Origin of the sequence: Streptococcus hyointestinalis (genome assembly GCF_011039275.1) — a bacterium.
In the GTDB taxonomy this organism is placed as follows: domain Bacteria; phylum Bacillota; class Bacilli; order Lactobacillales; family Streptococcaceae; genus Streptococcus; species Streptococcus hyointestinalis_A.
The window spans coordinates 1734729-1747033 of sequence record NZ_JAAKGB010000001.1 but is presented as its reverse complement, the minus strand read 5'-3'; the positions used below and the strand labels follow the sequence as shown (position 1 = coordinate 1747033).

Sequence of the window (12305 nt, the reverse complement as noted above, 5' to 3'; positions counted from 1 at the left end):
GCTATTTTTTATAGTTTAGACCATGTTCTAGGTAGGAGTAACAGGATAATAGGATAAATCTCAAGACGCCCTGCAATCATGGCAAAGGAGAGCAGGAGTTTTGAGAAGGGGCTAAAGATAGCAAAGGTATCTGTCGTTCCTAGCATAGGTCCGATATTGTTAAAGCAAGAGGCTGCTGCGCTGACCACCACCATGAAGTTGTTGTTATCAAGGCTCAAAAAGAGAGTAAGCGCCAAGAAAATCGCTCCGTAGATGGTCAGATACTTGAGCACGCCGTGCTGTGTTTCCTTGTCGATGACACTGCCGTTGATATGTAGAGACAGCACACGGTTAGGGTAGAGATTTGAGAGGATGTGATTGCGTGAGATTTTGGCTAAAATCAAAGCCCGCATGACCTTGAGCCCCCCAGCTGTTGAGCCCGCTGAACCTCCGATAAACATCAAAAGAAGCAAGATACATTGGGAGAATAACGGCCAATGCGCAAGGTCTGTAATCCCAAAACCGGTCGTTGTGATGATGGTTGACACTTCAAAGAAGACCTTCTCTAAACCGTCTGTGAAGTTATCATACATACCAAGGACGTTCAGCGCAATGAGAGCAGTTGCCGCAAGCACGATACCCAGATAAGTGCGCAATTCCTCGTCTTTAAAGAAAGCTTTGAGTTTACCCAGTAAGAGCAGGTAGTAGAGGTTAAAGTTGACCCCAAAGACCAGCATACCGATAGCCACGGTATTGGTGATGAGTGGGCTGTTGTAGTGAGCCATACTGTCGTTGTAAACAGCAAAGCCTCCAGTCCCTGCCGTTCCCATAGCGGTCACAAAACTATCAAAGACAGGCATGCCCTCAAAAATAAGGATAACCGTAAAAATAGCAAACATAATCAAGTAGAGAATGTAGAGGATTTGTGCGGTTTCCTTTAGCTTAGAGACGACCTTACCAAAAACTGGTCCAGGCACTTCAGCCCGCATGACCTCAAGGTAGCTGCTTTTGCTATTTTCCATAATGGCAAGGGCAAAAACCAGCACTCCCATCCCTCCGATGAGGTGGGTAAAGCTCCGCCAAAAAAGCAGCGAATGCGATAGCACACTCACATCTGGCAAGATAGTCGCCCCCGTCGTTGTAAATCCTGAGCTGGTCTCAAAAAAAGCGTCAATGATATTTGGAATTTGCCCTGAAAAGACAAAAGGCAAAGCTCCAAAGAAAGACCAGAGAATCCAACAAAGAGCGACAATCAACATCCCTTCACGGGTGTAGATGTGATGATCACGAGGCTTAAAGCCATTTCCAATCGCTCCAATGACCAGCAAGATGGCTATGGTCGCAAGGATACTCAGAAGTATCTTAGGCGACTCATGATAGATTAGCGCCACAATCAGTGGGACAACTAAGAGTGCAGCCTCGATAAAGAGCAATTTTGAGAGAAGATAACGTACCATATGTCGATTCATACTCTACCTCGCAATCAAATCACTCAGCTGTGTGATGTTTTGTTTGAGTGTAATCACGACAATTTTGTCATTACATTGCAGTTTGTCCTCACCTGTTGGGTAGATAGCTTTTCCATGTCGGATGATAGCTGCAATCAGAATATCTGATTTAAGTTTGAGACTGGAGAGTGGCTTGTCCACAATCTTTGTCGCCTCTGTAATCTCAAACTCCAGCGCTTCAATGCGACCATTTGCCACGTGATGAAGCGATTCTAAGTTGGAGTCCTTAGCATTGTAGCGCCCACGGATGAAGTGCATGATACTATCCACTGCGATGTTCTTAGGCGTGATGATGGTTGAGAACTCCTTGCGATCAATGATTTCTAAGAGACTGGTGCGGTTAATCTTGGTGATGTTTTTGCTGACACCGAGTGATTCTAGATACATGGACGTGATGATATTTTCCTCATCAACCCCTGTCATGGTAGCGACCGCATCGTAGTGGGTGACGTTTTCCTCCATGAGGATAGGTTTTGCTGTCCCGTCACCAAGGACGATATTGACATTTGGAAATTCCTGACTAAAGAGTTCGGCACGTTGGCGGTTAATCTCGATGAGTTTGACCTTGATGTGCGTGTCTTTTAGGAGACTAAGCAGATAATACGCAATCCGCCCTGCTCCAATCAACATCATGCTGTTAACCATTTTGGATTTGAGGGAGTTGTGAAAAAGCACCATCTCAATTCGATTTCCCGTTACAAAAATGGTGTCGCCCTCTTGGATAGTCGCCTCACCATTTGGGATGAGCAGACGTCCATCACGCTCGATAGCACAAATGACGATATTGCCAAAGCGTTTTCTAAACTGGCTCATGGTCAGGTCAGAGAGCTTGCTGTTTTTAGAAATCTTAAACTCCATCAGCATGACACGCCCATTGGCAAAGTGCTCAACAGACAGGGCATTTGGAAAGTCAACGATATTGGCAATCGCACGTGCTGATAAAAGCTCTGGATTGACAATCATGGAGTAGCCAAGGAAGTTTTTCTCCTTAAAGTAGGCGTTTGAGTATTCAGGATTACGCACACGCACAATGGTTTCTTTGGCGCCCATTTTCTTAGCCAAAACAGCCGCAATCATATTAAGCTCATCCTTATCGGTGAGGGCAATGAAAATATCACAATTTTTGACCTCAGCCTGCTCTAAAATCTTAAAGTTTGCACCATTGCCGACAATCCCCATGATATCGTAGCGCTTAGTGACACGCTTGAGGACACTTTCTTTTTCCTCAATGAGAATAACATCATGTTTTTCGCCGACAAGTGAGCGACAAAGTGCTGTACCCACCTTGCCGCCACCGACAACAATAATCTTCATATTTACCTCCGAGTTATCTTTCTATCATACTCTTTTTTTGCAAAAAAGTAACTACCCACGAGCAAAAAGATATAAAATACATGGAACTGTTTACGTTTTGTAATAAATCTAAAAAATAACTTAAAGCTATTGGGAAAGACTTTCTTTCCCAATGGTTCTTTTTCTTGTTTTTGAGAAATGGCTATGTTAGACTTATATTCGTTCAAAAAATTAAACGAAAGATAAAACGCTATGGAAAAACTGTTAAAACTTGCTGATTTGTTTGAAAAAAGCAAGCCCAGCCTACTCGCTATGGGCAATGAAACAAGGTTACACATCGTGATGACCATGCTAAAGCTGGACTGCCATGGTGTGCGAGTGGGCGAGATTACGGCGCACACGCATTTATCACGACCAGCAGTGTCTCATCATTTGGGTATTTTAAAAGAGGCGGGCATCATCGGGCTACGCCGTGAGGGAACGAAGAATTACTATTTTTTAGACTCTGACCTGACGTCACTTTCTCAGTTGGAGGAGTTGATTCAGTTGGTCAAGCAAGTCATTTTGGAGGAAAACCGTGAGCAATAAAAAGATTTTAATTGTGATGACAAATGTTGAAAAATACGCTACAACAAACCGTGCAACGGGTCTTTGGTTGAGTGAGCTGACTCATTTTTATGACAAGATTCACCGTGCAGGCTACGACGTTGATTTTGCTAGTCCAAAGGGTGGTTATGTACCTCTTGACCCCCACAGCCTGCGTTTTGCAGATGAGACGGACTGGGCTTTATATCATGATGAAGACTTTAGACAGAAAGCTCTAGCTACTAGCTTGTCTGTTGACACAATTGACCCAAGCCAGTATGTGGCGATCTACTACACAGGTGGACATGGTGTCATGTGGGATTTTCCAGATAATCAAGCCCTTCAAAAAATTGCAGAGAGCATTTATCAAAATGGCGGTTACGTCACAGCCGTGTGTCATGGTGTGGTAGGACTTCTCAATCTCAAAGCTGAAAATGGAGAACCACTTATCAAAGGACGTCATGTGACCGGCTTTACTAATACCGAGGAAGCTCTCAATCGAACGACCAAGTTTGTGCCTTTTTTGACCGAAACAGCGCTCAAAAGCATGGGGGCACAGTTTACGAAGCGTCGTTTTTTCTCAAGCCATGCCGTGCGTGATGGACGCTTGATTACAGGACAAAACCCACAGTCACCAGCAGGTGTCGCTGATTTATTAGTCAAAGCATTGGAGGAAAACTAACATGAAAAAAGGAACAACAATAGGAGTAGGGCTATTATTAGGACTTATCTGCGGAGTTTTTTGCTGGTGGTCTGCTATCTTCTTTTTACAAGTACCGTTCACATTGGACAATCTTTTCTTTTTGATGCTTAATCGCATGGGGCTAGGTCTTGCTGTTGCGCTAGGTCATATAGCTTTAGAGGGTAAGTGGTATCTAAGAGGACCTATGATTGCTTTTGTTATTGGACTTTGCGTGACTTATTTTGATTATATGATGGGCTATGGCTGGGTCTTAACTCTTGCAGTCAACTTCATGAGCTTAAGCTATGGTTTTGTCATTGATGGGATTTTGACTTATGGGGATAAGCAAAGATAAAAATCATATCTCGCCTAAAAAATCCTCAAAAAGCTATTGACAGATAGTCCATAAGTGTTATAATAGTGATAACGATTCGTTGTTTTAAATCAAACCTGTTATGATTTAAGGTAGCGAGCAACCACAACCACATTGTTTGCTGAGCTTGACTCCGGGCAATGTGGTTTTTATTATGTTTAAGAGAGGATCAGCATGAATATCGAAGCACTCAGCCAGCAAAACCACCGCAGTGACAGCAGTTCTAACCACATCGTTTTATTTGAACCACAGATTCCAGCTAATACTGGCAATATCGCCCGTACCTGCGCTGCGACCAACAGCCCCCTTCATATCATTCGCCCTATGGGTTTTCCTATTGATGACAAGAAAATGAAGCGTGCTGGGCTTGATTATTGGGACAAGCTTGATGTGACGTTTTACGATAGTCTAGAGGAGTTTTTAGAGGCTTGTGATGGCAAACTCCACTTGATTAGTAAGTTTGCTAGTCGTGTTTATTCTGAGGAAAAGTATAACGATGGCTGTGCCCACTACTTTTTGTTTGGGCGTGAGGATAAGGGTTTGCCAGAGGATTTTATGCGCCAACATGCTGACAAGGCTCTGCGTATCCCTATGAATGACCAGCACGTCAGAAGCCTCAACCTCTCAAACACTGCCTGCATGATTGTCTATGAAGCGCTGCGCCAGCAGTCATTTCCAAATCTAGAGTTGAGCCATGTCTATGAAAAAGACAAGTTGAAATAAAGTATTACAATTGCGTGTCTACCAGCTTAAAAAAATCTTAAAATTCCTTGAAAAATGCCTAAAATCATGCTAACATAAACATATAGGAAAATAGAAATGAGGATATTTAGGATGCACTATTCACGTATGGAGAGATTACATCAACACAGAACTGTTCGTAAGCAACGCTTCGGTATTCGCAAAGTGTCTACTTTGGGTGCCGTATCGGCTTTGCTTGGGACAGCTGTTTTCTTTTCTGGTGGTGTACAAGCCGACCAAGTGACAGCAACGCAGCCACAAGCAAGTAACACTGAGACCGTTGTCGCAAGTCCGCAAGAGACGGTAAGTGACACTTCAACCGCAGCTACGTCAACTTCTTCTGAAGCAGCCAGTCAAGCCGTTGAGCAGACGTCAGAAGTAGCGGTTGTTGCAGCAACGAGCGAGGAAGCTAGCACAACAGGTACTAGCGAAAGTGCTAGTAGTGTAGCGAGCACAGAGAGCGTTGCTGCTTCGGAAGCTGCTAGCGCTACAGCAGTCACTACGCAAGAAACATCAGAAGTAGCTAAGTCAGCTGACACAAGTGCGACTACACAAAGATCTGCTAGCGAAGGATTGGAGCCAGCAACTGCCACAGTAGCAGAAGAAAAAGCTTCTGCAGGTAACGAAGAGTCTAGCAATCCAGCAGTTGGCGTTATCAACTATGACAAAGATAAAACTACTTTTGATGTTGCCGTTGTGGGAAACGCTAGCACTAAAGCTGTCAAAGGCGCTCGTATCGCCGTTTGGTCAGCCGACAAAGGTCAAGACGACCTCAAATGGTACACGCCAGCAGCCGTTAACAACCAAATCCGCCAAACCATCAATATTTTAGACCATGCCGGTACTAGCGATGATTATTATGTGCATGTCTACACCGATTTTACGGACGGCACGACCTACGCTGTCAGCTTAGGTACTTATCACATTGACGTTCCAGAACCCGCCAAACCAGAGGTTAAGGTCGTTAATTATGACAAAACTAAAACAACCTTTGATGTGGTTGTAACAGGTAGCGATAAGACAAAACAAATCAAAGGTTCTCGTATTGCTGTTTGGTCAGCGGACAAAGACCAAGATGACATTAAGTGGTACACCCCAACAGCCAGCAATAACCAAGTCCATCAAACGGTAGACATTAAAAATCATGCAGGCAATAGTGATAACTACTATGTGCATGTCTACACCGACTTCACGGACGGCACAACCTACGCTGTCAGCTTAGGTACTTATCACATTGACGTTCCAGAACCCGCTAAGCCAGAGGTCAAGGTTGTTAACTACGATAAGACCAAGACCACTTTTGACGTCGTTGTAACAGGTAGCGACAAAACGAAACAAATCAAGGGTTCTCGTATTGCTGTTTGGTCAGCGGACAAAGACCAAGATGACATTAAGTGGTACACCCCAACAGCCAGCAATAACCAAGTCCGTCAAACGGTAGACATTAAAAATCATGCAGGTAATAGCGATGATTATTATGTGCATGTCTACACCGATTTTACGGACGGCACGACCTACGCTGTCAGCTTAGGTACTTACCACATTGATGTACCAGAACCAGCTAAGCCAGAAGTTAAGGTAGTCAATTATGATAAGACCAAAACGACTTTTGATGTGGTTGTAACAGGAAGTGACAAGACGAAACAAATTAAGGGCTCTCGTATCGCTGTTTGGTCAGCGGACAAAGACCAAGATGACGTCAAGTGGTACACCCCAACAGCTAACAACAATCAAGTCCGTCAAACGGTAGACATTAAAAATCATGCAGGTAATAGCGATGATTATTATGTGCATGTCTACACCGATTTTACGGACGGCACGACCTACGCTGTCAGCTTAGGTACTTATCACATTGACGTTCCAGAACCCGCCAAACCAGAGGTTAAGGTTGTTAACTACGATAAGACCAAGACCACTTTTGACGTCGTTGTAACAGGAAGTGACAAGACGAAACAAATTAAGGGCTCTCGTATCGCTGTTTGGTCAGCGGACAAAGACCAAGATGACGTCAAGTGGTACACCCCAACAGCTAACAACAATCAAGTCCGTCAAACGGTAGACATTAAAAATCATGCAGGTAATAGCGATGATTATTATGTGCATGTCTACACCGATTTTACGGACGGCACGACCTACGCTGTCAGCTTAGGTACTTATCACATTGACGTTCCAGAACCCGCCAAACCAGAGGTTAAGGTTGTTAACTACGATAAGACCAAGACCACTTTTGACGTCGTTGTAACAGGAAGTGACAAGACGAAACAAATCAAGGGCTCTCGTATCGCTGTTTGGTCAGCGGACAAAGACCAAGATGACGTCAAGTGGTACACCCCAACAGCCAGCAATAACCAAGTCCGTCAAACGGTAGACATTAAAAACCATGCAGGCAATAGCGATGACTACTATGTGCATGTCTACACTGACTTCACAGATGGCACGACTTATGCTGTCAGCTTAGGTACTTACCACATTGATGTACCAGAACCAGCTAAGCCAGAAGTTAAGGTAGTCAATTATGATAAGACCAAAACGACTTTTGATGTGGTTGTAACAGGAAGTGACAAGACGAAACCAATCAAGGGCTCTCGTATCGCTGTTTGGTCAGCGGACAAAGACCAAGATGACGTCAAGTGGTACACCCCAACAGCTAACAACAATCAAGTCCGTCAAACGGTAGACATTAAAAACCATGCAGGCAATAGCGATGACTACTATGTGCATGTCTACACTGACTTCACAGATGGCACGACTTATGCTGTCAGCTTAGGTACTTACCACATTGATGTACCAGAACCAGCTAAGCCAGAAGTTAAGGTAGTCAATTATGATAAGACCAAAACGACTTTTGATGTGGTTGTAACAGGAAGTGACAAGACGAAACAAATTAAGGGCTCTCGTATCGCTGTTTGGTCAGCGGACAAAGACCAAGATGACGTCAAGTGGTACACCCCAACAGCTAACAACAATCAAGTCCGTCAAACGGTAGACATTAAAAATCATGCAGGCAATAGCGATGACTACTATGTGCATGTCTACACCGACTTTACAGACGGCACGACCTACGCTGTCAGCCTAGGTACTTACCGCTTTGAAGTGCCTAAAGCAGTCACTGCCACCTACAAAGGTACTGGTAATTACGAGCTAAGAGCAACTGCTGTGCCAAGTTCAGGAGATATTTTGTTTGCCGTTTGGTCTGATGCCAAGGGACAAGATGATTTGAAATGGTATGCTTCTAGCCATCAAAATAGCCAAGCTGTGACAAGAATCAACGTCACTGACCATGCCGATACAGGCACTTATCATGTCCATGTCTATCAAGTAGAAAATGGCAAGTCTAATTTCTTGGTTGCGAATACCTTCACTGTTGATCGAGTCAATTATAAGACTCCTTACTACCGTCAACGTGATCCAAGATGGGCAAGTAAGGTTTATGGCTTGTCTAATCTAGATAAAACAGGCTGTGTGCCAACAAGCCTTGCTATGGTCTTTAGTTCCTTGTCAGGAAAAGAAGTCCTTCCAACAACTGTGGCAGATTATCTCTACAATAACACTGACCAGTTCAACAAGCAGTGGACAGGTACAGGAGCTGTAGGGTTACTAAAAGCTGTTGACCATTGGGGCTACACAGCAACACCGCTACCAAGTCTTTCTGCTGTTGCAACCGCTCTGCAAGAAGGCTATCATGTGATGGCAGCTGTGCAAAATGACATTTTTGTCAGAAATGGTAGCCATGAGCTTGTCCTAAAAGGCTACAATAATGGCAAGACTTATGTATCTGACCCTTATACACCAATGTTATCTGGTTGGTACCCTATCTCTCAACTCTGGTCTGAACAAAGTCGTTATGCAGAAGACCGTGTTGGTCTCCCTTCAACCTTTATCAAGATTACAGATATCTAAGTATGAAGCCCTTGCATTTGCAGGGCTTTTTTGTTATCATGGAAATGTCTTCAGGGCAGGGTGAGATTCCCGACCGGCGGTGACACTTATATGATGAGTGAAGTCCGCGAGCGCAAGCTGACGTGGTGAGATTCCACGACCGACAGTATAGTCTGGATGGGAGAAGACAAAGGTTTTTTGTGTACGCACATACCTTTTGGCCTTCTTTCAATTTGTAAAAATTGGAGGAATTTTTTATGACAATGACAAACACAAGACGTTTGACGCTTTTAGCGGTACTCTCTGCACTATCGTTTGTGCTCATGTATGTGAGTTTTCCCCTCATTCCAGGGGCAAACTTTCTAAAGCTCGACTTTAGTGTGATTCCCATGCTTTTAGCCTTGGCACTTTTTGATTTTAAGAGTAGCGTGGTCGTTCTTTTTTTACGCTCGCTTTTAAAACTGGTGCTCAATAATCAAGGGGTGGAAACCTACATCGGGCTTCCGATGAATATGGTAGCTTTATTTGTTTTTCTGTGGGCATTTGCCTTTATTTGGAAAAAACATATGGTGCTTACAGCCTATCTAAAAGCAACTGTATTAGGGACGCTGATATTGACGGTTGCTATGGTATTGATAAATCTCTTTTATGCCGTGCCGCTGTATGCCACCTTTGCTAATTTTGACATTGCAGCAACGATTGGGGTTAGTCGCTACATTGTAGCCATGGTTATTCCTTTTAATATCATTGAGGGTGTGCTTTTGGCTCTGGTTTTTTATATCGTCTATACGTCTTGTAAACCGTTTATAGAAAGATATCAATTGAAATGAAAAAAAGACAACACTATTGGGTAATTGCCTCTTTTGCTTTTTTATTCTTTGTCATGCTAGGTTATGTGGTCAAATTTTATCCTGAAGCTTTACGGCCATTTGATACTAGTGTGCAAAGTGCCATCAGAGGGGATCTTCCCCAGCCTCTAACGGCTTTCTTTAAAACCATAACCGTTATTGGAAATCCAAGTACCCAGGCTATCATTGCCGCTGTTGCGGTCATTATCTTATGGCTGAAAAAATGGTATGCCGAGGCGATTTACGTCGCTACAAACAGCATTTTAGCGGGTATTTGTATCGTGTCGCTCAAGTATATCTACCAGCGCCCAAGACCTAGCATTACGCACTTGGTCTATGCGAGTGGCAATTCATTTCCGAGTGGTCATGCTACGGGGACCTTTTTGATTATTGGAAGTATCCTTGTTATTTGCTTCCAGCGCTTGTCCTCACAGACTGCCAAATGGACGGTGGCTATCCTTTTAGGGCTTTTGATTTTCTGTATTGCCTTATCACGGATTTATCTGGGCGTGCATTACCCAAGTGATATCATAGGTGGCTTTTTACTCGCCTATGCTATCCATAACTTAGTGTTTCCTTACTATGACCAATTGCGCTTTAAGTGGCGCTTTCAGGGTAAACAAAAGTAATTTTAAGAAGAGACCAGAAGCTTGCTTCTGGTCTCTTTTTTAGAGCAATTTTGGTGAAAATCTCATGATTTGTGTTACAATAGAGTCATGAAAAAACGTTACAACACCCTAAATGACTATTATCGTTTAATTTTTGGTGAAAAGATTTTCAAAGTGCCGATTGACGCTGGATTTGACTGTCCCAATCGTGACGGTACGGTAGCGCACGGCGGCTGTACTTTTTGTACAGTGTCAGGGTCTGGCGACGCTATCGTTGCCCCTGAAGCACCCATTCGTGAGCAATTTTACAAGGAAATTGACTTTATGCACCGCAAGTGGCCCGAGGTCAAGAAATATCTGGTGTATTTTCAAAACTTTACCAACACACACGACCGTGTGGAGGTTATCCGTGAGCGCTACGAGCAGGCGATCAACGAACCTGGTGTGGTTGGTATCAACATCGGGACACGCCCAGACTGTCTGCCAGATGAGACCATTGCCTATCTAGCAGAGCTGACAGAGCGCATGCATGTGACGGTGGAGCTGGGATTGCAGACCACTTATGAAAAGACCTCGGAGCTTATCAATCGTGCCCATTCTTATGACCTCTACAAGGAAACAGTGGAGCGTTTACGCAGGCAAGCTCCAAAGGTAGAGATTGTCTCCCACCTTATCAATGGGCTACCAGGGGAGACGCACGAGATGATGCTAGAGAATGTCCGTCGCTGTGTCACTGACAACGACATCAACGGTATCAAGCTCCATCTCTTGCACTTGATGACCAACACCCGCATGCAGCGGGATTACCATGAGGGACGCTTGCAATTGCTTAGCCAAGAGGAGTATGTCTCTATTATCTGCGACCAGCTAGAGATTATTCCAAAAGATATTATCATTCATCGTATCACTGGCGATGCGCCTAGGGATATGCTCATAGGACCTATGTGGAGTCTCAATAAATGGGAAGTTTTGAACGCTATCGATAAAGAAATGGAGCGCCGAGATGCTTATCAAGGCTGCCGCTTAGTTTAGAACAAGTTTGGAGAATAGTAATGATAAAACGTCCAATCACCCTCTCTCATGACTTTTTAGCAGAAGTCATTGATAGTAAGAGTATTGTTGTTGATGCGACGATGGGAAATGGTCACGACACTGCCTTTTTAGCGCAGAAAGCAGGAAAAGTCTACGCTTTTGATATTCAAAAGCAGGCGCTTGATAAAACCAGTCAGCTCCTAGAAAGTCAAGGACTGACAAATGCTGAGCTTATCCTAGATGGACATGAGACGCTTGACCACTACGTAGACGAGCCTATCACGGCTGCTATTTTTAATCTGGGGTATTTGCCAAGTGCAGATAAGAGTCTTATCACAAAACCAAGCACGACGCTTGAGGCGCTAGCTAAAATTTTGGAGCGCTTAGTGGTTGGGGGTCGGGTGTCCTTGATGGTCTATCACGGGCATGCTGGCGGTGATATTGAGAAAAAAGAAGTGCTTGCCTTTGTCAAAAATCTGCCGCAAGAAGACTTCGCCACCATGCTCTATCAGCCGCTAAATCAGGTGAATACGCCGCCATTTTTGATTATGATTGAAAAATTGAGGTAAAGATGATGTTAAAGGAATGGTTAAACACAACAGGATTTGAAAAAACACGTGAAGCCAAGAAAATGGCGAAAATCAAAAAGAAATTGATGACGCTTGAAATCGAGCGTTGCCAAAAGAAAATGACCCATTGTGACGTCACAGCAGTGGACAAAAAAATCGCTGACCACAAGAGCGCCTATGCGAAAATGTGTGAGGATAAGCGTTAGGA

General features: G+C 44.0%; 12 protein-coding genes and 1 riboswitch. Of the genes, 10 read left to right on the top strand and 2 right to left on the bottom strand.

Features of this window, described 5'->3' with window-relative positions:
• Positions 1-8: 8 nt before the first annotated feature.
• Both G5B60_RS08665 and trkA read right to left on the bottom strand, forming a co-directional pair.
• Complete coding sequence (locus tag G5B60_RS08665; RefSeq protein ID WP_164683648.1) at positions 9-1448, bottom strand: TrkH family potassium uptake protein; 1440 nt, start codon at positions 1446-1448, stop codon at positions 9-11.
• A gap of 3 nt (positions 1449-1451) precedes the next feature.
• On the bottom strand, positions 1452-2801 hold the full coding sequence (trkA, locus tag G5B60_RS08660) for a Trk system potassium transporter TrkA (protein ID WP_164683647.1): 1350 nt from the start codon (positions 2799-2801) through the stop codon (positions 1452-1454).
• Between the two features lie 231 nt (positions 2802-3032).
• Between trkA and G5B60_RS08655 the strand changes: the two genes are divergently transcribed.
• The 10 genes from G5B60_RS08655 (at position 3033) to G5B60_RS08610 (ending at position 12303) form a co-directional block, all read left to right on the top strand.
• Positions 3033-3368, top strand: a complete 336-nt coding sequence (locus G5B60_RS08655) for an ArsR/SmtB family transcription factor (RefSeq protein WP_164683646.1) — start codon at positions 3033-3035, stop codon at positions 3366-3368.
• Positions 3369-3384: 16 nt separating this feature from the next.
• The gene (locus G5B60_RS08650; RefSeq protein WP_164684267.1) at positions 3385-4047 is read left to right on the top strand and encodes a type 1 glutamine amidotransferase domain-containing protein; all 663 of its coding nucleotides are present in this window, start codon (positions 3385-3387) and stop codon (positions 4045-4047) included.
• 1 nt (position 4048) lies between these two features.
• On the top strand, positions 4049-4402 hold the full coding sequence (locus G5B60_RS08645; protein ID WP_164683645.1) for a hypothetical protein: 354 nt from the start codon (positions 4049-4051) through the stop codon (positions 4400-4402).
• A gap of 192 nt (positions 4403-4594) precedes the next feature.
• A complete protein-coding gene (locus G5B60_RS08640; RefSeq protein WP_164683644.1) occupies positions 4595-5143 on the top strand; it encodes a tRNA (cytidine(34)-2'-O)-methyltransferase in 549 nt (182 codons plus the stop codon).
• A gap of 126 nt (positions 5144-5269) precedes the next feature.
• Positions 5270-9061 carry a GBS Bsp-like repeat-containing protein gene (locus tag G5B60_RS08635; protein ID WP_164683643.1) on the top strand — a complete coding sequence of 1264 codons (3792 nt, stop codon included), beginning with the start codon at positions 5270-5272 and terminating at the stop codon, positions 9059-9061.
• A gap of 42 nt (positions 9062-9103) precedes the next feature.
• Positions 9104-9233: riboswitch (FMN riboswitch) on the top strand.
• A 70-nt stretch (positions 9234-9303) separates the two neighbouring features.
• Positions 9304-9870, top strand: coding sequence for an ECF transporter S component (locus G5B60_RS08630; protein ID WP_164684265.1), 567 nt, complete (start codon positions 9304-9306; stop codon positions 9868-9870).
• Complete coding sequence (locus G5B60_RS08625) at positions 9867-10517, top strand: phosphatase PAP2 family protein (protein ID WP_164683642.1); 651 nt, start codon at positions 9867-9869, stop codon at positions 10515-10517. The genes G5B60_RS08630 and G5B60_RS08625 overlap by 4 nt, the downstream gene beginning before the upstream one ends.
• An 87-nt stretch (positions 10518-10604) precedes the next feature.
• Positions 10605-11528 (top strand): TIGR01212 family radical SAM protein, encoded by a 924-nt coding sequence (locus G5B60_RS08620; RefSeq protein ID WP_164683641.1) that lies wholly within the window; start codon positions 10605-10607, stop codon positions 11526-11528.
• A 20-nt stretch (positions 11529-11548) separates the two neighbouring features.
• A complete protein-coding gene (locus G5B60_RS08615) occupies positions 11549-12097 on the top strand; it encodes a tRNA (mnm(5)s(2)U34)-methyltransferase (RefSeq protein ID WP_164683640.1) in 549 nt (182 codons plus the stop codon).
• A gap of 2 nt (positions 12098-12099) precedes the next feature.
• A complete protein-coding gene (locus G5B60_RS08610) occupies positions 12100-12303 on the top strand; it encodes a hypothetical protein (protein WP_241154526.1) in 204 nt (67 codons plus the stop codon).
• Positions 12304-12305 lie beyond the last annotated feature (2 nt).